Origin of the sequence: Mycobacterium sp. SVM_VP21 (assembly GCA_024758765.1) — a bacterium.
GTDB classification, from domain to species: Bacteria; Actinomycetota; Actinomycetes; order Mycobacteriales; family Mycobacteriaceae; genus Mycobacterium; species Mycobacterium heraklionense_C.
Genome location: CP101406.1, coordinates 1308730 through 1333369 on the forward strand (window position 1 = coordinate 1308730; position 24640 = coordinate 1333369).

At 67.5% G+C, this 24640-nt stretch carries 21 protein-coding genes, 1 pseudogene and 1 riboswitch; of the genes and pseudogenes, 9 read left to right on the top strand and 13 right to left on the bottom strand.

The genetic code is table 11. The features are described from left to right. Window positions 1–27 precede the first annotated feature (27 nt). Window positions 28–1800 (bottom strand): MFS transporter, encoded by a 1773-nt coding sequence (locus tag NM962_06315; GenBank protein UVO13699.1) that lies wholly within the window; start codon window positions 1798–1800, stop codon window positions 28–30. 148 nt (window positions 1801–1948) lie between these two features. After that, window positions 1949–2053, top strand: a riboswitch (TPP riboswitch). Here NM962_06315 and thiC point away from each other — a divergent pair. The 3 genes from thiC to NM962_06330 all read left to right on the top strand — a co-directional run bounded on the left by thiC (window position 2048) and on the right by NM962_06330 (window position 5210). Then, window positions 2048–3691: a phosphomethylpyrimidine synthase ThiC gene (gene thiC / locus NM962_06320; GenBank protein UVO13700.1), complete on the top strand. Its 1644-nt coding sequence runs from the start codon at window positions 2048–2050 to the stop codon at window positions 3689–3691. Its footprint overlaps the riboswitch before it by 6 nt. Window positions 3692–3747: 56 nt before the next feature. After that, a complete protein-coding gene (thiD, locus tag NM962_06325) occupies window positions 3748–4587 on the top strand; it encodes a bifunctional hydroxymethylpyrimidine kinase/phosphomethylpyrimidine kinase (GenBank protein UVO14578.1) in 840 nt (279 codons plus the stop codon). Continuing rightward, window positions 4584–5210 carry an alpha/beta hydrolase gene (locus NM962_06330; GenBank protein UVO13701.1) on the top strand — a complete coding sequence of 209 codons (627 nt, stop codon included), beginning with the start codon at window positions 4584–4586 and terminating at the stop codon, window positions 5208–5210. The genes thiD and NM962_06330 overlap by 4 nt, the downstream gene beginning before the upstream one ends. Before the next feature lie 11 nt (window positions 5211–5221). Here NM962_06330 and NM962_06335 read toward each other — a convergent pair whose 3' ends face one another. Both NM962_06335 and NM962_06340 read right to left on the bottom strand, forming a co-directional pair. Then, a complete protein-coding gene (locus NM962_06335; protein UVO13702.1) occupies window positions 5222–6223 on the bottom strand; it encodes a ketoacyl-ACP synthase III in 1002 nt (333 codons plus the stop codon). A 93-nt stretch (window positions 6224–6316) separates the two neighbouring features. After that, window positions 6317–6496 (bottom strand): hypothetical protein, encoded by a 180-nt coding sequence (locus NM962_06340; protein UVO13703.1) that lies wholly within the window; start codon window positions 6494–6496, stop codon window positions 6317–6319. Between the two features lie 107 nt (window positions 6497–6603). Between NM962_06340 and NM962_06345 the strand changes: the two genes are divergently transcribed. Beyond that, window positions 6604–8088, top strand: coding sequence for an NAD(P)/FAD-dependent oxidoreductase (locus NM962_06345; GenBank protein ID UVO13704.1), 1485 nt, complete (start codon window positions 6604–6606; stop codon window positions 8086–8088). A gap of 111 nt (window positions 8089–8199) precedes the next feature. Here NM962_06345 and NM962_06350 read toward each other — a convergent pair whose 3' ends face one another. From NM962_06350 to thiO, 7 genes and pseudogenes are all read right to left on the bottom strand, one after another. Next, window positions 8200–9348, bottom strand: coding sequence for a TetR family transcriptional regulator (locus NM962_06350; GenBank protein UVO13705.1), 1149 nt, complete (start codon window positions 9346–9348; stop codon window positions 8200–8202). 265 nt (window positions 9349–9613) lie between these two features. Further along, window positions 9614–11071, bottom strand: a complete 1458-nt coding sequence (locus NM962_06355; GenBank protein UVO13706.1) for a M28 family peptidase — start codon at window positions 11069–11071, stop codon at window positions 9614–9616. Then, window positions 11068–12567: a M28 family metallopeptidase gene (locus NM962_06360; GenBank protein UVO13707.1), complete on the bottom strand. Its 1500-nt coding sequence runs from the start codon at window positions 12565–12567 to the stop codon at window positions 11068–11070. Before NM962_06360 ends, NM962_06355 begins: the two co-directional genes overlap by 4 nt. Before the next feature lie 36 nt (window positions 12568–12603). Further along, a pseudogene (locus tag NM962_06365) lies at window positions 12604–13363 on the bottom strand (SGNH/GDSL hydrolase family protein). 81 nt (window positions 13364–13444) lie between these two features. Then, entirely contained in the window at window positions 13445–14149 is a 705-nt protein-coding gene (locus NM962_06370; protein ID UVO14579.1) for a thiazole synthase, read from the bottom strand. 49 nt (window positions 14150–14198) lie between these two features. Then, window positions 14199–14396 (bottom strand): sulfur carrier protein ThiS, encoded by a 198-nt coding sequence (gene thiS / locus NM962_06375; GenBank protein UVO13708.1) that lies wholly within the window; start codon window positions 14394–14396, stop codon window positions 14199–14201. Beyond that, window positions 14393–15409 carry a glycine oxidase ThiO gene (gene thiO / locus NM962_06380; GenBank protein UVO13709.1) on the bottom strand — a complete coding sequence of 339 codons (1017 nt, stop codon included), beginning with the start codon at window positions 15407–15409 and terminating at the stop codon, window positions 14393–14395. Before thiO ends, thiS begins: the two co-directional genes overlap by 4 nt. 61 nt (window positions 15410–15470) lie before the next feature. On the opposite strand from thiO, the gene thiE reads away from it, so the two are divergent. Continuing rightward, the gene (thiE, locus tag NM962_06385; protein ID UVO13710.1) at window positions 15471–16154 is read left to right on the top strand and encodes a thiamine phosphate synthase; all 684 of its coding nucleotides are present in this window, start codon (window positions 15471–15473) and stop codon (window positions 16152–16154) included. A 67-nt stretch (window positions 16155–16221) separates the two neighbouring features. Here thiE and NM962_06390 read toward each other — a convergent pair whose 3' ends face one another. Then, window positions 16222–16683 (bottom strand): NUDIX hydrolase, encoded by a 462-nt coding sequence (locus NM962_06390; GenBank protein ID UVO13711.1) that lies wholly within the window; start codon window positions 16681–16683, stop codon window positions 16222–16224. Between the two features lie 164 nt (window positions 16684–16847). Between NM962_06390 and NM962_06395 the strand changes: the two genes are divergently transcribed. Genes NM962_06395 through NM962_06405 form a run of 3 tightly spaced genes read left to right on the top strand, consistent with a single transcriptional unit; the run spans window position 16848 to window position 21483 of the window. After that, entirely contained in the window at window positions 16848–18167 is a 1320-nt protein-coding gene (locus NM962_06395) for a hypothetical protein (protein ID UVO13712.1), read from the top strand. Further along, window positions 18167–19150 carry a glutamate ABC transporter substrate-binding protein gene (locus NM962_06400; protein ID UVO14580.1) on the top strand — a complete coding sequence of 328 codons (984 nt, stop codon included), beginning with the start codon at window positions 18167–18169 and terminating at the stop codon, window positions 19148–19150. Before NM962_06395 ends, NM962_06400 begins: the two co-directional genes overlap by 1 nt. Next, window positions 19093–21483, top strand: coding sequence for a serine/threonine-protein kinase PknG (locus tag NM962_06405; GenBank protein UVO13713.1), 2391 nt, complete (start codon window positions 19093–19095; stop codon window positions 21481–21483). The genes NM962_06400 and NM962_06405 overlap by 58 nt, the downstream gene beginning before the upstream one ends. 137 nt (window positions 21484–21620) lie before the next feature. Here NM962_06405 and fgd read toward each other — a convergent pair whose 3' ends face one another. After that, window positions 21621–22631, bottom strand: a complete 1011-nt coding sequence (gene fgd, locus NM962_06410; protein ID UVO13714.1) for a glucose-6-phosphate dehydrogenase (coenzyme-F420) — start codon at window positions 22629–22631, stop codon at window positions 21621–21623. A 43-nt stretch (window positions 22632–22674) separates the two neighbouring features. Here fgd and NM962_06415 point away from each other — a divergent pair, with 43 nt between their 5' ends. Beyond that, window positions 22675–23430: an MBL fold metallo-hydrolase gene (locus tag NM962_06415; GenBank protein UVO13715.1), complete on the top strand. Its 756-nt coding sequence runs from the start codon at window positions 22675–22677 to the stop codon at window positions 23428–23430. A gap of 291 nt (window positions 23431–23721) precedes the next feature. On the opposite strand, the gene NM962_06420 is transcribed toward NM962_06415, so the two are convergent. Then, window positions 23722–24636, bottom strand: coding sequence for an SAM-dependent methyltransferase (locus tag NM962_06420; GenBank protein ID UVO13716.1), 915 nt, complete (start codon window positions 24634–24636; stop codon window positions 23722–23724). Between the last annotated feature and the right edge of the window lie 4 nt (window positions 24637–24640).

Sequence of the window (24640 nt, forward strand, 5' to 3'; positions counted from 1 at the left end):
CCCGCAGCCGGAAAACGAAGGAGAGAACTACGGCTGCGGTATCGAGTTGCGCGGCTCGACGGCGTAGTGCCCCGGCGTCCGCCATGACGCGAGCGCGCCGAGCAGCATCATCACCGCCGCGGCGGCGAACACCACCGCCAGGCCGGTATGGAACGGCCCGGAGATCAACTGCGGGAAGAAGCTGTGCCCGGTCAGCGCCTCGACGTCGACGCCGGGCCGATCCAGTGCACCGGAGGGGGCCAGCAGCTCGGCAATCGGGTTGTATCCCAGAAACGCCGCGAACAGGCTGCCGACCGGCGGAGTATTGGCCACTTGGTCGGCGACCGCGGCAGACACCCCCTGCTGCTGCAATCCGGCGGCCATCGCACCCGGCAGGGTGTTGGCCAGCCCGATCACCATCAGCGAGAAGAAGATCCCGATCGACAGCGACGTGCCGGCGTTGAAGAACGTGGCCCGTACACCCGAGGCCGCACCGCGTTGATCGGCCGGAACGCTGGACATGATCACGGCACTGTTGGGCGCGGCGAAGATCCCGCCACCCAGCCCGTTGAGGAACACCAGCGCCGCGAACAGCCGATAGTCGAAGTTCACCGGAAGCAGCACCAGCGCCACGAAGGTCGCGGCCATCAGCGTCATGCCGCCGACCGTGTACGGGCGGGCACCGCGCCGGTCCGCCAGCGAACCGGCCACCGGACCGGCCAACAGGAACCCCGCCGTCATGGGCAGCAGATAGATACCCGCCCACAACGGCGTCGATTCGTAGCTGTAGCCGTGCAGCGGCAGCCAGATGCCCTGTAGCCAGATGATCAGCATGAACTGCATGCCGCCGCGCCCGATCGCCGACAGCAGGCCGGCCGCGTTGGCCATCCCGAACGCCGGGATCGTGAAGAGCCGCACGTCCAGCAGCGGCGCGGCAACCCGTAGCTCGATGACACCGAACAGCACCAGCAGCGCCACTCCGAGCCCCAGCGCACCCAGCACGGCCGGGCTAGCCCAGCTGGTCGGCGAAGACCCATGCGGCTGAATGCTGTAAGTGATGGCGCTCAGCACCACGGTCAGGCCCAGACCGAGCGTGGCGGTGCCCGCCCAGTCCAGCTTCCCCGGCGCCCGTTGACCGAGTTCGTGCAGTGAGCGCACCGACCAGATGGTGCCCAGCACTCCGATCGGCACCCCGACCCAGAACACCGCCCGCCAGTCCCATTCGGACAGCACGCCTCCGATCAGCAGGCCAACAAAGGACCCGGCGACCGCGGCCACCTGGTTGACACCCAGCGCCATTCCGCGCTGATTGGCCGGGAACGCGTCGGTGAGGATCGCTGAGGACGACGCCATCAGCATCGCCCCGCCGACGCCCTGCACCACCCGCCAGGCGATCAGCCACTGGGCACCGCGGCCCATGTCGAACGGATCGATCGACAGCGCGATCGCCGCGACGGTGAACACCACGAAGCCCAGGTTGTAGATGCGCACCCTGCCGAACATGTCGCCGAGCCGGCCGAAGAACACCACCAGCACAGCCGACACCAGCAGATAGCCCATCAACATCCACAGCAGGTAGCTGACGTTCGCGGGCTCCAACGGGTTGAGGCCGATACCCCGGAAGATCGCCGGCATCGAGATCAGCACGATCGAGCCGTTGATGGTCGCCAGCAGGACACCCAGCGTGGTGTTGGACAGCGCGATCCACTTGTAGCGCGGGTGGTCGCGGTCGTAGCGCAGCCGGCGACGAGCGGTGGCAAATCCCACCGAGGCGCCCGGGTCCTGGACGTCGGTGTTCACCTGCTCTATCTGCGCCGTCATGACTCTCCCAGCTAACTCTTCCCCGAGCACATATGTTAGCTAAGCAAATGATCAGTTACCTAATCCTCGTCCGGGCCCCTCGGCGCCTTACGCCGACTGCTGTGCTGCGATAGCGTGGCAGTGCACGAATCGCCAGTGCAGAAATCGCAAAGAACCGCGGGAGCGCAACCAGTGCGCTGAGAGGACGGCCGGGGCCGTCGACCGTACGAACCTGACCGGGTCATGCCGGCAAGGGAGAGGAAGAACTATGACTGACGTTGCAGTGGAGCCGCAGGTCACCACCGGGCCCATCCCCTACAGCGAGAAGGCCTACCGCGAGATCGAAGCTCCCGGCGGCGTGACGATGAAGGTGCCGTTCCGGCGAATCAACCTGACCACCGGTGAGCACTTCGACGTCTACGACACCTCCGGTCCCTACACCGACGCGAATGCCGACATCGACTTGCACCGCGGCCTGCCGCCGCGGCCGGGTGTGGTGAGGAATCGCGGAACCCAGCTGCAGCGCGCCCAGGCCGGTGAGATCACCGCCGAGATGGCCTTCATCGCCGCCCGCGAGGGAGTTCCCGCAGAGCTGGTCCGCGACGAGGTCGCCCGCGGGCGGGCGGTGATCCCAGCCAACCACAACCACCCCGAGCTGGAGCCGATGATCATCGGTAAGGCGTTCAAGGTGAAGATCAACGCCAACATCGGCAACTCCGCGGTGACCAGTTCGATCGCCGAAGAGGTGGACAAGCTGGTGTGGGCGACTCGCTGGGGCGCCGACAACGTCATGGACCTGTCCACCGGCAAGGACATTCACGAGACGCGGGAGTGGATTCTGCGCAACTCGCCGGTGCCGATCGGGACCGTACCGATCTACCAGGCGCTGGAGAAGGTCAACGGCGACCCGACCAAACTGACCTGGGAACTGTACCGCGACACCGTGATCGAGCAGTGCGAGCAGGGCGTGGATTACATGACCGTGCACGCCGGGGTGTTGTTGCGGTATGTGCCGTTGACCGCCAAGCGGGTCACCGGCATCGTGTCGCGCGGCGGTTCGATCATGGCGGCATGGTGCCTGTCACGGCACCAGGAGTCGTTCCTGTACAACAACTTTGAAGAACTGGCCGACATCCTGGCCAGCTATGACGTCACGTTCTCCCTCGGCGACGGGCTGCGGCCCGGTTCGATCGCCGACGCCAACGACGAAGCCCAGTTCGCCGAACTGCGCACCCTGGGCGAGCTGACCAAGATCGCCAAATCTCGTGGTGCGCAGGTGATGATCGAGGGCCCGGGCCACGTCCCGATGCACAAGATCGTCGAGAACGTGCGACTGGAAGAGGAATGGTGCGACGAGGCGCCGTTCTACACCCTGGGACCGCTGGCCACCGACATCGCGCCCGCCTACGACCACATCACCTCGGCGATCGGTGCGGCCATCATCGCCCAGGCTGGCACCGCGATGCTGTGCTACGTGACCCCCAAGGAGCACCTGGGACTGCCCGACCGCAAGGACGTCAAGGACGGGGTGATCGCCTACAAGATCGCCGCGCACGCCGCCGACCTGGCCAAGGGACACCCGGGAGCCCAGGATCGCGACAACGCACTGTCCAAGGCACGCTTCGAGTTCCGCTGGTATGACCAGTTCGCGTTGTCGCTGGACCCGGACACCGCACGCGAATACCACGACGAGACGCTGCCCGCCGAGCCGGCGAAATCCGCGCACTTCTGCTCGATGTGCGGACCGAAATTCTGCTCGATGCGGATCAGCCACGACGTGCGCGACTACGCCAATGAGCACGGCCTGCAGACCCAGGACGACATCGATGCTGCCATCCAGAAGGGTATGGACGAGAAGTCAGCCGAGTTCGCCGACCAAGGCAACCGGGTGTACCTGCCCATCTCCTCGTAGTGGTGATCGCAAGCGCGGCGGAGCCGGGCGAAGCGGGTCGCCACTCATCCAGCACAGTGGGTTTCCTGCCGCTGGCCCCGTCGGGGTCGACACCGGTGCGGATACTCACCGTTGCCGGATCGGACTCCGGCGGCGGCGCGGGCATTCAGGCGGACATGCGCACCTGCGCCCTGCTCGGGGTGCACGCCTGCGTCGCGGTCACGGCGGTGACGGTGCAGAACACTTTGGGAGTAACCAGCTTTCATGAGGTTCCCGCCGACACCGTCGCCGCCCAGATCACGGCGGTGGTGCCCGATATCGGGATCCAGGCCGCCAAGACCGGGATGCTGGCGTCGGCGCAGATCATCACCGCGGTGGCCGCGACATGGCGAGAACTCGGCCTGACGATCCCTTTGGTGGTCGATCCGGTGTCGGCGTCCATGCATGGCGACGCATTGCTGGCGTCATCGGCGCTGGACGCGCTTCGCGACGGTCTTTTTCCGCTCGCCACCTTGGTGACCCCGAACCTGCACGAAGTGCGGCTGCTGGTCGGTATCGATGTGGTCGACGCCGCGTCCCAGCGTGCGGCCGCACGTGCGCTGCATGCGTTGGGTCCACAGTGGGCACTGGTCAAGGGCGGGCATCTGCCCTCGGCGGAGCACAGCCCGGACCTGCTTTATGACGGCAAGGATTTTCTGGAGTTCCCCGGGCCGCGGGTGGCCACCGGCGACGACCACGGTGCCGGAGACACGCTCGCGGCGGCCTCGGCGGCCGCCTTGGCCCACGGGTTGTCCGTTCCGGACGCGGTGGCGTTCGCCAAACGCTGGGTGACCGAGTGCTTGCGTGCCGCCTACCCACTGGGCCACGGCCACGGCCCCGTCTCGCCATTGTTCCGGTTGGGACTGGACGCCTCGTGAGCCTGGAGGACGTAGCCGATTTGGACGGACTAGCGCACCGCCCAGACGGCGCCCCCGCCGGAGTGGTGTTGCTCACGCACGGCGCCGGCGGCAACCGCGATTCACCGATGCTGCAACGACTTTGCGACGAATGGTCGCGTCGCGGCTTCCTGGCCATCCGCTACAACCTGCCGTTCCGGCGGCGCCGACCCAAGGGCCCGCCGCCGGGGTCGGGCACCGGCGACCGGGAGGGCATCACCGAGGCGATCGAGTACGCCCGCGCCCTGGCCGAAGGTCCGCTGATCGTCGGCGGGCATTCCTACGGCGGCCGGCAGACCTCGATGGTGGTGGCAGCCGGCGACGTTACGGTGGACCTGCTGACCCTGTTTTCCTATCCGCTGCACCCGCCGGGGAAACCCGAGCGCAGCCGCACCGAGCACCTACCCCAGATCGGCGTGCCGACGGTGTTCACGCACGGCAGCTCGGACAGCTTCGGCACCGGCGCCGAGATTCGCGCTGCCGCCGCGCTGATTCCCGCGCCGCACGAGGTCGTCGAGATCACCGGCGCCCGCCACGATCTGGCCTCTAAGACGTTGAATGTGCCGGTGTTGGCGGTCGACGCGGCGCTGCGAATGCTGGGCTGAACCCGCATAGATCAGGGCAGGACGACGACGCTGGCCGCGTAGCTCAGACCCGAGCCGTAACCCAGCAGCAGGGCCAGCTGGCCCGACTTGGCGATGCCGGCCGACAGCAGCTGCTCCATCGCCAGCGGGATGGACGCCGCGGAGGTGTTGCCGCTGTTTTCGATGTCGTTGGCGATGACGACGTCGGAGCGCAGCTCAAGGCTCTTGGCGATCAGCGCGTTGATCCGGCTGTTGGCCTGGTGCGGAATGAATACGTCGATGTCATGGGCGTCCAACCCGGCTGCCGCGATGGCACGCTTCCCGACGTCGCTCATTTCATAAGCCGCCCAACGGAATACCGTGCTGCCATCCATACGCAGGAAGGGACGCTGGCCGTCCGACTGTTCGGTGTAGCTGATCCAGTCGATGTCTTGGCGGATCGCGTCACAGTTCGAACCGTCACTGCCCCAGACCGTCGAGCCGATGCCGTGTACCGGGGTCTCGCCGACGACGACCGCTCCGGCACCATCGCCGAAGATGAAGCAGTTCGAGCGGTCCCGCATGTCGATCGTCGGGGAGAGCACTTCAGAACCGATGACCAACGCGGTGTTGATGGTCCGGCCGCGAAGCAGATCGGCGGCCACCCCCAGCGCATAGCCGAACCCCGCGCATCCGGTGGCCACATCGAAGGCAGGCACGCCCTGCGCGCCGAGGGCGACTGCGACGGCGGGCGCACACGACGGGGTTTGGCGGAAGTTGGTGCTGGTCGCGACGATCACCGCATCCACCGCATCCCCGTCGAGCCCGGCCTGGGACATCGCGTTGCGGCCGGCCTCGATGGCCAAGCCCGCCACGGTGTCGGTCTCCTCGGCAAACCGGCGCGTCTTGATTCCGGTGCGGGATTGGATCCATTCGTCGGAGGAGTCGATGCGCAGGCAGATCTCGTCGTTGGTAACCACCCGCGGCGGGCGAGACGCGCCGACGCCGAGCAAACCGATCGGTCGGGTTGTCGCAGGATGGCGAATCTCGCTCAAGAAAACGTCTCTCGGTGGTAGGCCAGCACCTAACTAAAGCGTCTAACCATAACGTTCCCTGTGCGCCGGGGGCGGCCCCGCACCGGCGAGCCCTCAGCGGTCGTAGTCGTCCTCATCGGTGGGCACACCGCGATGCTGCTCGACCACATCGGCGATGTCAGCGTGGTCGCCCGCGGAGATCTCGGGGCCCGGCGTCTCGTCGTCGGCCTCCAGCGCCGGGGTCGCCTGGCCCGCCAAGTCTGCGTCGCTGGCTTCAACATCGCGCCTGGTCATGGCTGCCCTCCCGAAATCTCCGAACAGCGTGCAAGCCCCATTGTCTCCCATCCGCAGAGGCCCCGGGAGCTTCGCTGGTTACCGGTGAGTCAGGTACCTTAATTTTCATGAGTATGGAGCAGTTTGACGTCGTCATCGTGGGTGCGGGCTTCGGCGGCATGGGCGCAGCCATCGAGCTGAAGAAGCTCGGCTACGACGACATCGTGCTGCTCGACCGTGAAGAGGATCTCGGCGGAACGTGGCACGTCAATCACTATCCCGGCCTGGCCGTCGACATCCCGTCAACCACCTACGCGTACTGGTTCGAGCCGAATCCGTACTGGTCGCGGATGTTCGCACCCGGCGAGGAGATCAAGCGTTACGCCGAGCACGTCGCCGACAAGTACGACGTACGCCGCCACATGCGGTTCAACACCACGGTCGCCGGTGCCCAGTGGGATGAGGACGCCGAGCGCTGGCTGGTAGCCCTGGGCGACGGAAAGACGCTGAGCGCCCGATTCCTGATCACCGCCACCGGTTTCCTGTCCCAGCCGCGCAACCCGGACATCGCCGGGATCGACAGCTTCGCCGGGAAGGTGGTGCACACCGCTGCCTGGGACCACGACTACGACTTCACCGGCCGGCGGGTCGGACAGATCGGCACCGGCGCAACCGCGGTGCAGCTGATTCCGGAGCTGGCCAAGACGGTCGCGGACCTGACCGTGTTTCAGCGCACCGCGATCTGGGTGGCGCCCAAGCTCGACTTCCGGATCCCGGCGTGGCTGCAAAAACTCTTCGCCCGGGTTCCGTTCACCCAGCGGGTGATGCGCTTCATCAGCGACTACCTGCTGGAATTCATGACGGTGACCGCGGTATTGAACTACCCCGCATTCCGGCGGCTGTCGATCGCCGGGATGGATGCGTGCAAGATCCACCGATTCGCCCAGATCCGCGATAAGGAACTGCGGGCCAAGCTGACCCCGAGCTACGACATCGGGTGTAAGCGGCCCAGCTGGTCCAACGACTACTACCGCAGCTTCACCAAGCCGCATGTGCACCTGGAGACCACCGGCATCGAGCGGATCGAACCGGACGGCATCGTCACCGTCGACGGCCGCAAGACTGTCATCGACACCCTGGTGCTGGCCACCGGCTATGACCTGTGGGAGGCAAACTTCCCGGCGATCGAGATCGTCGGGCGGGGCGGGCGCAACCTGGGCAAGTGGTGGCGGGAGACCCGGTTCCAGGCCTACCAGGGCCTGTCGATACCGCATTTCCCGAACTTCCTGAGCCTGGCCAGCCCGTACGGGTTCTCCGGCCTGTCGTTCTTCAACACCATGGAATACCAGATGCGGCACATGGGCCGGCTGTTCGGCGAGATGCGGCGGCGCAATGCGACGACGTTCGAGGTCACCGAGGCCGCCAACGCCCGGTTCCTGGACGCCATGACCAAAAGGCTGGACCACACGGTGTTCTACGCCGGGGATTGCACGACGTCGCGGTCCTACTACTACAACCCCAGCGGCGAAGCGACCCTGCTGCGGCCCACCACGGTGCGCAATGCGGTACGCGACGGCGCGCACTTCCCGCTTGAGGACTACGAAATCGCCTGATAGATCAGGCGGTTCAGCGAGGCTCGACGCAGGAGAGCCGAAGCTGGGACCGCCTCATAAACGGGGCGGTTCAGCGAGGCTCGACGCAGGAGAGCCGAAGCTGGGACCGCCTCAGTTCTCGTTGACCCCGGCGAACACGATGGACTCCATCAGCCGGCGCAAGCATGCCTGCGCGTAACCGGGCCCCCCGGCCAGAAACCCAGCACCGGGTATCTCGCCGCCTCGGGCAACCCGCCCCAAGTCGTCCACGAGTGCCGCCAAGGCGTGCACCAAGAACTTGGCTTGCATCGAGTCCAGGTCCGGCCTGATCGCCATCAGCGGGCGGGCCCAGGTTTCGATGAACGCGCGCTCGGAATCACGCAGCAGTTCGCGTTCCGCCGGCGCCAGGTTCACCCGCTCAGTGTCATAGACCGACGCCAACTCGGGATTGGCGAACACCGTAGCCACATACGCCTCGATCAACCGGCGCAGCGCCTCATCCGGCTCGGCGAAGACGCCGGCGATAGCCGCCATCTCCCCGGCTATCCGGTCCACGGCGCGCTGCAACCCCGTCGTCAAGATGTCGCTCTTGCTCGAGAAATAGCGGTACACGCCGGACGCCGGCACACCCACGGCGTCGGCGATCTCGGTGACACCAGTCTCGGCATATCCTTGCTTGCCGAACAGCAGGACCGCCGAGTTCAACAGTGCCTCATAGGGTCCGGCGTCCGGGGTGAAGATACGCCACACCGAGGGTCGATTGACGCCGATGTCGTCGGTTCCGGGCAGCTGCGCGGTGACCACCGATCGCGACGCGTCGATGAGCAACGGCTTGATCTCGTCGTCCGGGAGCTGCAGCCGGTGTCCGATGATGCTGCCGGCGACACTGACCAGCGCTACCGTCAGCGTCCACTGCTCCAAGGAGTTCAGTTCGGGACGCATGACGCTGATCGGCCGTTTCAGACGCGCACCGACAGTGTGCATCTGCGTCATGAGCTTGGCCTGGTCTGCCGATTGCAGGTAGCGAGCCTGCCACCGGAACAGCCCGCTGGCCTCGCGGTTGAGGATCGACGACGTGATGAGCCCGTCGACGACCTGGTCCAACACCGCCGGCGCGTCGCTGTGAACGTCAGCATCGGACAACTCATCGACAAAAGCAGTCGAGTCGACCAACTGCTGGCCGAGCGAGCCGACGACAACCGCGAACATCTCGTACTTGCTGGGATAGTGCCGGTACAGCGCCGGCGCGGAAATCCCGACCTTGGAAGCGATCGCATCCATGCTGGTCGCGTGGTAGCCCTGCGCACTGAAAGTTTCCGCGGCAGCACGCGTGATCTGCGCCTTGCGGTCCTTGGGGCGCCGCTTTATGCGGGCACCAGTGCGTCCGACAGGGTCGTTCGTGGCACCAAGCGAGGTCACCACCCCCGATCAACTCAGGCCAGCTCTATCACATGCACAGCATTACTAACACAGCTGGGTAAACGGACTACAGCGGATTCAATATAGAGCCCGCCTGTACTTGTACGGATGCCCGCCCAATGCGGGACTACGGCCCCAGCGGAGCCCGGTGACGCTTGTCGTGCGCCGGAACTCCATTGGGACCGCCGATGGACTGCGCATAGTTTGCCACTGCGAACGCCACCGCGGCACCGGTTAGCGCCAATGCGTGCTGATTGATCTGTTCGACCGTGTCACCCGGGCCGTGGTAGTTCGGGTCGAACGCCGCTCCGGACTTTCCACCCCATAGTCGGGCCTGAGCGGTGGTCTTGAGTTGGGACGCACCGGTGGTGATGCCCCCGATAGGCACCCCGGCCACCACGAATGGGCTGTAGTCGGTGTCGCTGCTGAGCGGCATATCGGCGGGCCGCACGCCCACCAGGTTGAGGTAGCCGGCCAGGGTGCGCTCGATACCGCCCGATCCCACCGGTACGTCAGCGGGGGCGATGTCACGGCTCGGCAGCGCGGACTGATCACCGTCATAGGTGAAGAAACCGGCGTTCGGGGAGGCGAGCATGTCGAAGTTCAGGTACAGGGCGATGTCGTTGAGCTGGTCGCGGTCGAGCCCGAAGACGTAGTCGCTGGAACCACCGAGCTGTTGTTCCTCGGCACCCCAGAAAGCGAACCGGACCGCGTTGGCCACCGCCGGCTCCGGACCGAGCTGCAGCGCGGTCTCCAGCACCGCCGCCACCCCAGAGCCGTTGTCGTTGATCCCGGGCCCGCCGGGCGCACTGTCGAGGTGTGCGCCAACCATCACGACATCATGCGGCGAACCGGTTTTCGTCTGCGCCAAGACATTCCGAGAGGTGACCTTCGCGGTGTGGCCGTCCAGGACCAGCCGCACCGTCCCGGTCGCGCGCCGCAAGGCCTGGTCGCCGTCGCGTCCGGCCACCGCTACCGGCATGGTGAGTTGGTCGTAGTAGCCCGGAGGGAACAGCCCGGCGGGTGCTCCGTTGCGGCTCGGCAGGCTCACCACGACCAGCGCGGCGGCGCCACGCTCGGCGGCCACGTTCTGCTTGACCACCACCGAGCAGCCGGCGTCGCTAACCACGGCGATCCCCCCACGGGGCACCTTCGGCGGGTAGTCGGCCGCTGCGCAGCCCGACGACCGTGTCGGACGGACCACCGGGCCGCTCACCCCGCCGGCCGGTGTGCGCACCAGCAGCGAGGCCTGATCGACTGGGTAGCTAACCCCGGCGACGGTCAGCGTGGGCTTGCCGACCGAGACGGTGTCCAACCTGATGAGCTCGGGTGTCACCACCTCGAAACCCTTGTCACGCAGGACGTTGGCCACATAGTCGGCACTGGCGTCGAACCCCGGCGTGCCGTCAGCCCGATTCCGCTGGTGAGTGTCGGCGATCTCCTGCAGTCGCTGCAGATGCGTAAGCATCCCCGCGACGGTGACCTGGCTCGCCAGCCGATTCGACAGCGGCGGCTGCACTGGCTCCGGCGAGCAGCCCGCCAGTACGCCGACAGCGACCAGCAGTACTCCCGCCGGGCGGATCATGGCTGGGTGAGGATGTGGCGGGTGCGGTCGTCGCGCACCGGGACCCCGTTGCGGCCACTGAGACCCTGGGCATACAGCCCGACGGAATAGGGCACTCCTCCGCCGTTGATGGCCAGTTCGTCGCGGTCGATGTTCTCGATGGTGTCGCCCTTTTGGTGATAGTTCGGGTCGAACGGCTCATCGGCGGCGCCGCCCCACAGCTTGGCTTCCTCGGGCGACTTCTTGACCTCCGCACCGGAGAACAACCCGCCGGACGGGATACCGGCCTGGGTGAACCCGTCGTAGTCGGAGCGACCGTCGAACGAGGTGTCGCGCGGCTCCTTGCCGGCCGACTTGAGGTAACCGACCATGGTCCGCTCGATGCCGGCCGAACCTTCCGGCACCACAGGCTGGCCGCGCTTGTCCGCCGGCAGCGACTGGTCGCCGTCGTAGGTGAAGTAGCCGGGATTCGGCGAACCCAGCATGTCGAAGTTCAGGTACAGCGCGATGTTCTTGAGTTGCTCCTCATCGAGCGACTCGACGTACTTCCGCGAGCCGATCAGGCCGAGCTCCTCGGCGCCCCAGAAACCGAACCGCACCGCGTTGCGGACCTGGGGCGAATCTCCCAGCTGCAAAGCGGTTTCCAGCACCGCGGCAACACCGGAGCCGTTGTCGTTGATGCCCGGGCCTTCCGGAACGCTGTCCAGGTGGGCTCCAAGCATGACCACGTTCTCGGTCGATCCGCTCTTGGTCTGCACGATCACATTGCGTGACGGGATCTCGTCGGTGTGCGCGTCGAGCTTGACCGTCATCGCCCCGCGTCCGTCGCGCAGCATCGCGCCGTCAGCCTTGGTCACGCTCACGACCGGAACCTTGACCTCGGTCTGCTCACCGAGGGTGCCGCCCATCTTCGGTTCGTCGACGCTGTCGGCCACCACCACCGCCACCGCGCCCAGCTCGACCGCGACGGCCATCTTCTCCTTGAACGGGCAGGTGCCGCGGTCGACCAGTACGACGGCGTCTTTGACCGTCAGCCCCTCGTAGTCTTCGGCGCTGCAGCCGGGGCTGTCGTCGGCCGGCGCCGCGACCAGCGGGCCGGTGACACCCTCGGGCGGGGTGCCGAGGCTGTACATCAGCGCGCGAGCTTCGACCGTCTTGTCGCCGAGACGCACCGAACCCGGCTCGGATTTGAACACCCGCGCGGTGAACTCCGGGGTCTGGACGTCGAAGCCGTGCTCCCGCAAGGTGCTGGCCACGTACTCGACGCTGGCGTCGTAGCCCGGAGTGCCGATGGCACGAGTGCCGTTGTTGGCGTCGGCGATGTCCTGCAGCTTCTGCAGGTGGGCCATCATGGCGTCGACGGTGACCTTGTCGCGCAGGCTGCTGGCGAATTCAGCGGCTGCGGCGGGATCTGCTCCCTGCTCGGAGTTTTCCGGGGTGCGGCTGCAGCCCGCACTGAACAGCGCACCGACCAGCACGGCGCCGAGGGCAGGAATCAACTTCGACTTGTAGTCCACCGACCCCACGTTAGTGGGTAGGCAGCCGATGCGAACTCAGGACCGGCCGCCCCACTGCACGGCAACCAACTCGGCGACCGCGGCCATACCGGCGGCGTTGGGGTGAAAGGGCCGTGGCCGCCAGGGCAGCGGCAGGCCCGCTCCCACCGTCCAGGGCCGCGCCGACCAGGGATGGTGCTCCCGGCTGGCATCGCTGGCGCGGACGAGCTCACAACCGGTGGCGGCCGCCGCCGCGGCGGTGTGGCGCTCCAACCCGTCGGCGACGTGACGGGCCAAAGTCACGACCTCCGGCGGCAACCGCCCGGCCCGGACCCCGGCCGGAGGCAGCAAGGTCAGGTAGTCGACGAAGAACACCCGAGCCTGCGGTGCGCGGTCCCGCACCGCGGCGCCGACGGCCCGCAGCGCTGCTTCGACCTCGCCCAGTGCCTGCTCGCGCTGCCCAGGGTCCAACAACGCGGCGACGGCGGGCAGCCGCCGCAAGACACCCGGCAGCGACGCGGCCGTCAACAGCGGCACGTAGCCGACGTCGTTGCCGCCGATGGTGATGGTCACCAGGGATTCCGAACCGTCGAGAGCCTCGACCTGCGGTAGCGCACCGTGTTGGCGTTCACTCAGCAGGTGGGCGGTCGTTGCGCCCGAGAACGTGGCGTCAACCAGACCAAGGTTCAGCGCATGGGCAACCAGGTGCGGGTAGTTATGCGCCGAGCGGCCCGACGCCCGGGGAGCCCCTGCGACACGAGGGCGGATTCCGGGGGCCGGCCGCCATCGAACTCCCCAGGGCAACATAGCGATTCATGCGCCCCACCATCCCGCCGAGCAGGAAATTGACGACGCGACACGCCGTCGAGGCGTCGTGGGATTCACTCTCAAAGGCCGGTCACAGCGCCGGGCTCGACGCCTGGGCCCAGAACCGCTTCGGGATGCGCCCGGCGCGGCGGGCCAGGTATCCAGCGGTGACGGCGGCCGCCATGGCCGCGGCCATCGCCGCCGGGTCTGCCGCTCGAGTCACCGCGGTGGCCAGCAGCACCGCATCGCAGCCCAGTTCCATGGCCAACGCAGCGTCGCTGGCGGTGCCGATGCCGGCGTCGAGCACCACCGGAACCCCGGCGGCCGCGACGATCATCTCGATGCTGTGCGGGTTGGCGATGCCCAGCCCGGTACCGATCGGTGAGCCCAGCGGCATCACGGCCGCACATCCGACGTCCTCGAGCCGGCGGGCCAGCACCGGGTCGTCATTGGTGTAGGGCAGCACCACAAACCCGTCGTCGACCAATTGTTCGGCGGCACGCACCAATTCGATGCCGTCGGGCAGCAGGGTGCGCTCGTCGCCGATCACCTCCAGCTTGACCCATTCGGTACCGAGCGCCTCACGCGCCAGCTGGGCGGTCAACACCGCTTCAGCGGCACTGCGGCAGCCGGCGGTGTTGGGCAGCGGCGTGATGCCGAGCCGACTCAGCAGATCCAGCATGCCGGTTCCACCTTCGGCGTCGACGCGGCGCATCGCGACCGTGGTCAGCTCGGTACCGGAAGCCACCAACGCCTCTTCCAGCGACGTCAGGCTTTGCGCCCCACCGGTTCCCATGATGAGCCGGGAGCTGAACTCCCGCCCGGCGATGGTCAGCTTCGCGTCATCAACCACCTTGCACCGCCGTCACCACATCGAGACAGGCACCGTCGGACAGCGCGGTGACCCACCGCGATCTCGGCAGCACCGCGTGGTCCATCGCCACCGCGATACCGCGGTCGGGATAACCCATCGAAGCCAGCAGCGTCGCGACCGTAGTAGCCTCGGCCACTTCCACCTGCTTCTGGTTGACCTTGATGATCATTGCTGCACTCCAACTGGAAGTAGTTCGGACACAACCTGTTCGGCGGTCCACGGCGCCAGCAGGAACCCGTTGCGGCCATGCCCGGAAGCCACATAGGTCCGCTCGTCGAGACGGTGCACCAGCGGCAGGTTGTCCGGCGTCATCGGCCGCAGGCCCGCGGCGCATTCGGCCAGCTCGTACTCCCCCAGTGCCGGAACCAGCGTGCAGGCGTCGTCAAGCAGATCCCGCACCCCGGAGACCGCCGGCGCGGTGTCGCGGCCGTGCTCGTACTGCGTCGCCCCCACCACCACGCCGTCGGGACGCGGCACCAGGTAGACCGCGCGACCGTGCACCCGGGCCCGGATCACCCGCTGCGGTGGGGGCAGGCAACCCTTGCGCCAGCGCAGCCGCAGCACCTCTCCCTTGACCGGCCGGATCGCCAGGCCGGGCCAGAGCGCGGGGGCGTCGATGCCGTTGGCGATCACCACGGCGTCGTCGGCGGCCACCTCGGCGAGATCACGCACCGGCCGGGCCCACGTCACGCCGAGTTCCTCGCAGGAGGCCACCAGGGCGGTGACCACCGCGCGGTTGTCGACCGCCAGTTCGGTGGGGGCCCGGAAACCGTGCCGAATACTGCCGGCCAGCAGGGGTTCGACGTCTCGGGCGGCGGACTCCCAGATCACCGGGTGGCCCTGCCCGGACAGCCAGTCGGCCACGGTCCGCAGGTCGGCGACGTCGGCCCGGTCGGCGGCCACCACCAGCGATTCGCGCGCGGTGACAACCTGGGCCGGCAGCCCCTCGAGGAAGTCGTGCCACAGCGCAAGGGAGCGCAATCCCAGCCGCAGTTGCCGGTCTTCGCCTGGCCATCCCTCACTGTGTGGGGCCAACATGCCGCCGGCCACCCAGGAGGCGCCGTATTCGGTGGTGCGGTGCACTCGCACCGTCCAGCCGGCGCGGGCGGCCTGCCGAGCCACCGACAGCCCGATGACGCCGCCGCCGATCACGGCGAGCGAACCGAGCGAGGGTCCGGGCATGTGCTGCTCCCTTCCACCTGCTCGCGTGTCAACACACCAAGCTAGCCGCTAGCGTCTCGGTGTGCACAAACGCTCTGACCGTCTTGCCCGACTCGCCGATGCCCGGCTCTACCTGTGCACCGATGCCCGCCGGGAACGCGGTGACCTGGCCGAGTTCGCCGACGCTGCGCTGGCCGGTGGCATCGACATCATCCAGCTGCGCGACAAGGGTTCGGCGGGCGAGCAGCGGTTCGGTCCGCTCGAGGCCCGCGACGAACTGGCGGCATGCGAGATCCTGGCCGACGCCGCACGCCGACACGGGGCACTGCTGGCGGTCAACGACCGCGCCGACATCGCCCGCACCGCCGGCGCCGACGTGCTGCACCTGGGCCAAGACGACCTGCCGCTGCCGGCGGCGCGCGAGATCATCGGACCCGAGGTACTGATCGGCCGGTCAACCCACGACCGCGACCAGGTCAGCGCGGCCCTGGCGGAGCCGGTCGACTATTTCTGCACCGGGCCGTGCTGGCCCACCCCGACCAAGCCGGGCCGGCCTGCACCGGGCCTGGAGCTGGTGCGATTCGCCGCCGACACGGGCCAGACCAAGCCGTGGTTCGCCATTGGCGGCATCGATATCGAGCGGTTGCCGCAGGTGGTGCAGGCCGGCGCCCGCGGGGTGGTGGTGGTGCGGGCGATCACCGCTGCCGAGGATCCGCGGGAGGCGGCGGCGGCACTACGAGCCGGGCTTGCGCCGAACGTGCACTGAGCTCGAGTTTTCCCCGCATTTTTCGGACTGAGTACACGTTCGCCGGGTCGGACTGTCATTGCCGACGTCACACGCCGCGCAGCAACTCCCAGCTGGCGGCGAAACCCGGGTGCAACGGCAGCCCGGCGACCTCGTGTTCGTCGACCCACCGCAGTTCGGTGCTCTCGCCGTTGGGCACCACCGGAAGCAACTCGTCGGCGTCGGCGACCACCGTGGTGTAGGTCCAGCTGGTGCCGCTGGCCGAGGCGGTCACCACGGCCGCGCGCACCACGATCCGATCGGCGGGCAGACCGGCCTCTTCCTGCGCCTCGCGGATCGCGGCCTCTTCAGCGGTCTCGTGGCTGTCGCGGGCGCCGCCGGGCAGCGCCCAGGTGCCGCCCTGATGACTCCACCAGGCACGGTGTTGCAGCAGCACGGTGCGGGCACCATCGGGGCGAGGAGCCCGCAGTAGCAGCCCCGCCGCACCGTGCCGACCCCAGAAGCGGACCCCGGTATCGGAAAACGCCCACCCATCGCCGTCACCACGCACGCTTGGAAGCGTATCGGGGCAGGCAAGGTCTCGGTTCTGGCGAGATCACGCGACGTTTTCGACAACAACCCGCTCGAGAGAGCGCGCAGACACCCCCACGCTCTTAGAATCCCTTTATTATCGTTGGTGCCGCGATCAGCCGCAGGGATGGAGCCTGAACAGACGTGACCGTTGAGTTGGCGCACCCGTCAACCGAGCCGGCGGGGTTACGGTCGCCGACCGAACCGGCCCGACCCCGCTGGTGGTTCTTCACCACCACCCCCGGCCGCATTCTGGCCATCGGACTCATCCTGGCCGCCCTCGGCGGCATCAGCGCCTTTGCCACCGCCACCACGATCAACAACCGGCAGAACACCCTGACCACGGTGCTCGACCACACCGAGCCGCTGGCGTATGCCGCCGGGCAGCTCTACACCACTCTGTCGGTCGCCGACGCCGCAGCAGCCACCGCGTTCATCGCCCAGGGCGAACCGCGGGCGGTGCGGGAACGCTACGAGCAGGCCATCACTGCCGCGGCGGTGGCGGTGACCAGGGCTTCCGGCGGTCTGGACGACGAGCCGCTACTGCAGTTGCTGGGGCGAATCAATGCGGAGCTGGCCGTCTACACCGGGCTGATCGAGACGGCGCGGACCAACAACCGCTCGGGCGATCCGGTCGGCTCGTCGTACCTGTCGGAAGCCTCCGAGCTGATGCAGCACACCATCCTTCCCGACGCCCAACGCCTCTACCAGGCCACTTCGGCGACCGTGGACCTTCAGACCACGGCCTCGACGCGGGTGCCGGCCCCGGTGATCCTGGTCGTGGCGACCACCGTGCTGTTCGGCGCGTTCGCACACCGCTGGCTGGCCCGGCACACCCGGCGCCGGATCAATCCCGGCCTGGTCGCCGGTGGTTTGGCGATTCTGCTGATGATCATCTGGGTCGGAACGGTGTTGGTGATCTCCACCGCCGGCAGCCGCAACGCCAAGGACACCGGCGCCGAATCGTTGAAGGAGATCACCAATCTGGCGATCACCGCGCAACAGGCACGTGCCGACGAGACCCTGTCGCTGATCCGGCGCGGCGACGAGGAGACCCGCAAGCAGACCTTCTACCAGCGCATCGACACCATGCAGGAGCAGCTGCAGGAGTATCTGGAGCGCGGCGACGCGGTGGACAAGGCTGACCTGGCCAACGCCGGGCAGCTGCTGGCCCGGTGGCGGCAGGCCAATGACCGGATGAACGCCTACATCAGCGTCGGCAACTACCGGGCCGCCACCCAGGTCGCGCTGGGCGGCAGCGGCGACGATTCGACGCCGGCGTTCGACCAGCTCGACGCGGCCCTGGACAAGGCGCTGCAGCACAGTCGCAATCAGCTGCGCGGTGATGTCCTTAACGCCCGGCGGGTACTGTCGGTGGCCCCGGTGGGCGGCGCGGTACTCAGCATGGGTGCCGCGATCGCGGTCGCACTCGGGTTGTGGCCTCGACTGAACGAGTACAGATGATGATCCACCGTCGGCCCCGGTTGCTGCTGTGCGCACTGAGCGCCGCATTAGTGCTGTCCGGCCTGACCGGCTGCGGGCGAACCGAATTCGTGACCGCGACCGCGATGCCGACGCTGCCGCCGCCCACCCCGGCCGGTATGGAGGAGTTGGCGCCGGAGGCGCCGCGGCCGCCCGAACCGCGCACCAAGGACTGCGACGCCACCGCCAGCCTGCGCCCCTTCCACAACAAGGCCGAGGCTGATGCGGCGGTGGCCAAGATCCGCCATCGGGGCCGGCTGATCGTCGGACTGGACATCGGCAGCAACCTGTTCAGCTTCCGCGACCCGATCACCGGTGAGATCACCGGCTTCGACGTCGACATCGCCGGGGAGGTGGCCCGCGACATCTTCGGCACCCCCTCGCAGGTCGAGTACCGAATCCTGGCGTCGGCCGAACGGATCGCGGCCCTGCAGAAGTCCGAAGTCGATATCGTGGTCAAGACCATGAGCATCACCTGTGGCCGACGTGAGCTGGTGAATTTTTCGACGGTGTACCTGGTGGCCAATCAGCGACTGCTGGTCCCGCGCGATTCCGCGATCCGCCAGGCCGCGGACCTCTCCGGTAAGCGGGTCTGTGTAGCGCAAGGCACCACCTCGCTGCGGCGGATCCGCAAGATCACTCCGGCCCCGATCATCGTTTCGGTGGTGAACTGGGCCGACTGCCTGGTGGCGCTGCAACAGCGTCAGGTCGACGCCGTCAGCACCGACGACTCGATCCTGGCCGGCCTGATGTCGCAGGATCCGTATCTGCACATCGTAGGACCGAGCATGGACGAAGAGCCCTACGGGATCGGGATCAACCTGAACAACACCGGGCTGGTGCGTTTCGTCAACGGAACGCTGGAGCGCATTCGCCGCGACGGCACGTGGAACACCTTGTACCGCAAGTGGTTGACGGTGCTGGGGCCGGCGCCGGTGCCACCGACACCGAGGTATTCGGACTGATGGCGCGCCGCGACGATGAGGAGCGCAGCGACGCTGAGGAGCGCAGCGACGCTGAGGAGCGCAGCGACGCTGAGGAGCGGCGCAGCAAGCACGGCCGCGACGACGCAGACCAGCCCGCCACCGAGCTGGACGACGACGGTCCGGTCACCCAGCGGGCGGACGTGCTGGCCGAATCGTCGTCGGTACGCCGGCCGATGTCGACCCAAGCGATCTTCCGTCCCCGCGAGGGCCCCAACTCCCCGGGCGCGGTCGAATCGCACGAGACGACGGTGGTGCGCCCCGTCGCCCCGCGGCGGCGATTGGGCGGTGGCCTGGTCGAGATTCCCCGGGTCCCCCCGATCGACCCCCTCGCTGCGCTCATGGACGACCCTGAGGTCGCCGAGTCCAAGCGCTTCTGCTGGAACTGCGGCCGGCCGGTGGGCCGATCCACCGGCGACGCAAAGGGTGCCTCCGAAGGCTGGTGCCCGCACTGCGGAAGTCCGTATTCCTTTCTGCCGCAGCTGAAACCCGGCGATATGGTGGCCGGTCAGTACGAGATCAAGGGCTGCGTGGCCCACGGCGGTCTGGGCTGGGTGTATCTGGCGGTCGACCACAACGTCAACGAACGTCCGGTGGTGCTCAAGGGCCTGGTGCATTCCGGTGACGCCGAGGCGCAGGCCATCGCCATGGCCGAGCGGCAGTTCCTCGCCGAGGTGACCCACCCGTCGATCGTCAAGATCTTCAACTTCGTCCAGCATCCGGACTCCCACGGCGACCCGGTCGGCTACATCGTGATGGAGTACGTCGGCGGGCAGTCGCTCAAGCAGCGCCGCGGCACCCGGCTGACGGTAGCGCAGGCCATCGCCTACATGCTGGAAATCCTTCCCGCCCTGGGCTATCTGCATTCACTAGGCCTGGTCTACAACGACCTCAAGCCGGAGAACATCGTGCTCACCGAGGAGCAGCTGAAGCTGATCGACCTCGGCGCGGTGGCACGCATCAACTCGTTCGGATACCTCTACGGCACGCCGGGATTTCAGGCGCCCGACATCGTTCGGACCGGCCCGACCGTGGCCACCGACATCTACACCGTGGGACGGACCCTGGCCGCGCTGACGCTGAAGCTGCGCACCCGTGACGGCCGCTACGTCGAAGGACTGCCCGACGACGACCCGGTGCTGAAGAAGTACGACTCCTACCGCCGGCTGCTGCGCCGGGCCATCGATCCCGACCCGCGCCGGCGGTTCACCTCCGCCGAGGAGATGTCCGCGCAGCTGATGGGTGTGCTGCGCGAAGTGGTCGCCCGCGACACCGGAACACCGCGCCCCGGCCTATCGACGGTGTTCACCCGCTCGCGGTCCACCTTCGGCGAGCACCTGCTCGTCGCGCACACCGACGTCTACCTGGACGGGCATGTGCACTCCCAGAACCTGACGGCACGTGAGATCGTGACCGCCTTACAGGTGCCGCTGATCGACCCGAGCGATGTTGCCGCTCCCCTGTTGTCGTCGATGGAGCTCAGCGAACCGGTGCAGACCCTGGATTCGCTGCGTGCCGTGCGAAACAGCTCGCTGGAGTCCGATGGCATCGACTTGTCGGAGTCCATCGGCCTGCCGCTGATGGAGGTGCGGGCACTGCTCGACCTCGGCAACGTCACCAAGGCCACCAGCAAGCTCGACGAGTTGGCCGAGCAGGTGGGTTGGCGATGGCGCCTGGTCTGGTTCCGTGGCGTGGCCGAACTGCTCACCGGCGACTACGAGGCCGCCCGCAAAGATTTCACCGAGGTGCTCGACATGTTCCCCGGTGAGCTGGCGCCGAAGATGGCTCTGGCCGCCACCGCCGAGCTGGCCGGAACCGACGATGAGCGCGGCTTCTACGAGTCGGTGTGGCACACCGACGACAGCGTGATCTCAGCCGCCTTCGGCCTGGCTCGCGCCCTCTCCGTGGAAGGCGACCGGACCGCGGCGGTTCGCACCCTCGACGAAGTTCCTGCCACCTCAAGGCATTTCACGACCGCGCGGTTGACCAGTGCTGTGACGCTGCTGTCAGGACGTTCGTCCAGCGAGATCACCGAGGCCCAGATACGTGATGCCGCTCGCCGGGTGGAGGCGCTGCCGGACACCGAACCGCGAGTGTTGCAGATCCGCGCGCTGGTGCTGGGCGCGGCGATGGACTGGCTGACCGAGCACGAGGCCAGCACGAACCACATCCTGGGTTTCCCGTTCACCGAGCACGGGCTGCGGCTCGGTGTGGAGATGGCGCTGCGGGCCCTGGCCCGGCTGGCGCCCACTCAGGAGCATCGCTACCGGCTGGTCGACACGGCCAACGCGGTGCGGCCGATGTCGACGTTCTGATTGGGGTTGGGTCGGGTCGCCCGCACACTCAACACCGTGGGTGCACACTCAAAACGAATGTAGCGCGAGAATGTGCACGTCGTCCGAGATTGAGTGTGCGTCGGTGGCGTTGAGTGTGCAGAGACGACGCCTATGCCTCAGCCCAGCCGACGCAGCCGCGGCTCCAGGTCGGTCTTGAACAGCTCCAGGAAACGACGCTGATCGTGGCCCGGAGCGTGGAACACCAGGTGGTTGAGGCCCCACTGCACGTACTCGCCGACCTTCTCCACCGCCTCGTCCGGGTCCGAGGCGACGATCCAGCGCTTGGCGATCTGCTCGATCGGCAGCGCGTCGGCGGCCTTCTCCATCTCGATCGGGTCGTCGATGGAGTGCTTCTGCTCGGCACTCAGCGACAGCGGCGCCCAGAAGCGGGTGTTGTTCAGCGCCAGGTCGGGATCGGGGTCGTAGGAGATCTTGATCTCGATCATCTTGTCGATCGCGTTGGCGTCTCGCTCCGCGATGGCCGCACCTTCCAACACCGCCGGCATCAGCTTCTCGGTGTAGAGCTCTTCGCCCTTGCCGGAGGTGCAGATGAAGCCGTCACCGACGCGCCCGGCGTACTTCGCCACCGCCGGCCCGCCGGCCGCGATGTAGACCGGCACGCCCGACTCCGGCACGTCGTAGATCGAGGCGCCCTTGAGCTTGTAGTAGTCGCCGTCAAAGTCCACTCGGTCACCGCGCCATAGCTCACGCATTAGCCGCACCGATTCACGCAGCCGCCCGAACCGCTCCTTGAACTCGGGCCACTCGCCGGTGAAACCGGTGGCGATCTCATTCAAAGCCTCGCCGGTGCCCACCCCCAGGAAGATCCGCTGCGGATACAGGCAGCTCATCGTCGCGAAAGCCTGCGCGATGACGGCGGGGTTGTACCGGAACGTCGGGGTCAGCACGGAGGTCCCCAGCACGATCTTGCTCGTCCGCTCGCCGACCGCGGTCATCCAGGCCAGCGAGAACGGGGCGTGCCCACCTTCATGCCGCCAGGGCTGGAAGTGATCGCTGACGGTGGCGCTGTCCATGCCATGCGCTTCGGCGGCGACGCCGAGCTCCACCAGTTCCCGCGGTCCGAACTGCTCTGCCGATGCCTTGTACCCGAGTTTTAGTTCCGCCATTCCACCTTTTCTACTCTCCCGCCGCCTTTCTAAACTCACGGGCATGGGTGAGAAGCTCGTGGAGCTCGTTCCGGTGACCGAGCGGGTGTACTTGGCCCGCGGCGAAGCCGTCAACTGGCTGCTGGTCACCGATGACAGCGGAGTCATGTTGATCGATGCCGGCTACCCCGGCGATCGCACCGACGTGTTGGCGTCGCTGGGCGCCCTGGGCTATCGCCCGGCCGATGTGCGAGCGGTGTTGCTCACCCACGCCCACGTCGACCATTTCGGGGCGGCGATCTGGCTCGCCAAGACGCACGGCACCCCGGTGTACTGCCACGCCGACGAGGTCGGCCACGCCAAACGCGAGTATCTGGAGCAGGTTTCGCCGCTGGCGTTGGCTCCGCGGCTGTGGCGGCCGAGTTGGGCGCTGTGGAGCGCGCACGTGGTGCGCAGCGGCGGCCTGAACCGGGAGGGTATTCCGTCCGCGCAAGCGCTGACCGGCGAGATCGCCGCGGGGCTCCCCGGTAAGCCGGTCGCCATCCCCACTCCCGGCCACACCCGCGGGCACTGCTCGTATCTGGTCGATGGCGTTTTGGCCAGTGGGGACGCGTTGATCACCGGTCATCCGGTGTTGTCGCACACCGGGCCGCAGCTACTGCCTGAGCTGTTCAGCTACAGCCAGCAGGACTGCCTCCGCAGCCTTAGTGCGCTGGCGCTGCTGGAGACCGAGGTCTTGGCGCCCGGTCACGGCGATGTCTGGCATGGACCGATCAAAGAAGCCGCTGAGGCCGCAATCGCCCGTGCGAGCAAACATTAGGGTCACGATCGGATAAGCGCTGATCCCGCAGATTAAGCGCGGGCCTTACCGAATCGCTCCACACCGGTGGAGCATTCGCCGCCAAAAGGTGCGGCAGGTGCAGAAACGATGGCCGCGAGCATCCATGGCTGTGCCCCAGGACGCACGGCGGGCACTCCAGCCGCGCGGACTACGAGCTGCGCGGAATTCTGGCGCCCGTCGGCGAGACGCAACGGCAACGCCAAACCACGCGCCTGCCGCCCGAGTTAGCTTCTGCCTACGCCGAATTCATGGCGGGACAACGTCGACCGGTCAGCGCCGGGTGGCCGCAACGTAGCGGATAGCCGCTGGAGCACCATCGAGCTCACGGTCGGACAGCCGGGGCAGCCGGGCCGCTGCGAACAGGTCAGCGATACCAGATTGAGTGGTGGCCCAGCCACTTTCGGTGAGATGCCGCACGACGTCGGTGTGCTCCCCGGAATAGAACGGTCCGGGACCGGTGAGGCTCAGGCCACGCCGGCGCCACCGCTCGACGAGTGATTCGTGATGAACGGCCTGCGGCCGGCTCGGCGGCACCGCGTGATCGGCGGCGAGCCGGCTGCCCGGCGCGCTGAGTTCGGTGACACCGTCGAGCAGGCGATTCTGGGCGTCCGAAGGGACGTACCAGACCAGCAGCCCCTCGACGACCCACACGGTGGGTTCGGCGACGTCAAAACCCACCCGGCGCAAGGCAGCCGGCCAGTCGCCGCGTAGGTCGACACCGACCGCGCGGCGATTGACGCTCGGCATGGCGTCCCAGGCCCGCATGGTGCTGGTCTTGAAGTCCATGACGTGCGGATGGTCGACCTCGTAGACGATGGTCTCCGGCGGCCACCACAACCGGTAGGCGCGAGTGTCCAGCCCCGAGCCCAGGATCACCGCCTGGCGGATGCCCGCGCGGGCGGCATCGGTGAAGAACGCGTCGAAGAAGTGGGTTCGCGCCGCGGAGAATTCCGCAAACCGGGGAAACCCCCCGTCGTTGCCGAGCCGGCTGATGTCGAGGTCTCCGTCGGCCACCCGAATGCAGAACTCGAGGCCGACCTTATGTACCAAGGGCGCCGCGAACGGGTCGTTGATCAGTTCGCGCGACACCGCCGCGGCCCGTGCGGCCGCCAGCACGGTAGCCATGACGCCGGCACCGCTGGCCAAGCTCCCGGCGTCATCCTGCTCGTTCGACGCCGTACTCACGGGT

What these genes read in the sequence shown, in the direction of transcription:
- NM962_06315 (UVO13699.1), bottom strand. Translation starts at nt 1,800, where the DNA reads ATGACGGCGCAGATAGAGCAGGTGAACACCGACGTCCAGGACCCGGGC.
- thiC (UVO13700.1), top strand. Translation starts at nt 2,048, where the DNA reads ATGACTGACGTTGCAGTGGAGCCGCAGGTCACCACCGGGCCCATCCCC.
- NM962_06340 (UVO13703.1), bottom strand. Translation starts at nt 6,496, where the DNA reads ATGACCAGGCGCGATGTTGAAGCCAGCGACGCAGACTTGGCGGGCCAG.
- NM962_06345 (UVO13704.1), top strand. Translation starts at nt 6,604, where the DNA reads ATGAGTATGGAGCAGTTTGACGTCGTCATCGTGGGTGCGGGCTTCGGC.
- NM962_06350 (UVO13705.1), bottom strand. Translation starts at nt 9,348, where the DNA reads ATGGATGCGATCGCTTCCAAGGTCGGGATTTCCGCGCCGGCGCTGTAC.
- NM962_06355 (UVO13706.1), bottom strand. Translation starts at nt 11,071, where the DNA reads ATGATCCGCCCGGCGGGAGTACTGCTGGTCGCTGTCGGCGTACTGGCG.
- NM962_06370 (UVO14579.1), bottom strand. Translation starts at nt 14,149, where the DNA reads ATGGGAACCGGTGGGGCGCAAAGCCTGACGTCGCTGGAAGAGGCGTTG.
- thiS (UVO13708.1), bottom strand. Translation starts at nt 14,396, where the DNA reads ATGATCATCAAGGTCAACCAGAAGCAGGTGGAAGTGGCCGAGGCTACT.
- thiO (UVO13709.1), bottom strand. Translation starts at nt 15,409, where the DNA reads ATGCCCGGACCCTCGCTCGGTTCGCTCGCCGTGATCGGCGGCGGCGTC.
- NM962_06400 (UVO14580.1), top strand. Translation starts at nt 18,167, where the DNA reads ATGATCCACCGTCGGCCCCGGTTGCTGCTGTGCGCACTGAGCGCCGCA.
- fgd (UVO13714.1), bottom strand. Translation starts at nt 22,631, where the DNA reads ATGGCGGAACTAAAACTCGGGTACAAGGCATCGGCAGAGCAGTTCGGA.
- NM962_06415 (UVO13715.1), top strand. Translation starts at nt 22,675, where the DNA reads ATGGGTGAGAAGCTCGTGGAGCTCGTTCCGGTGACCGAGCGGGTGTAC.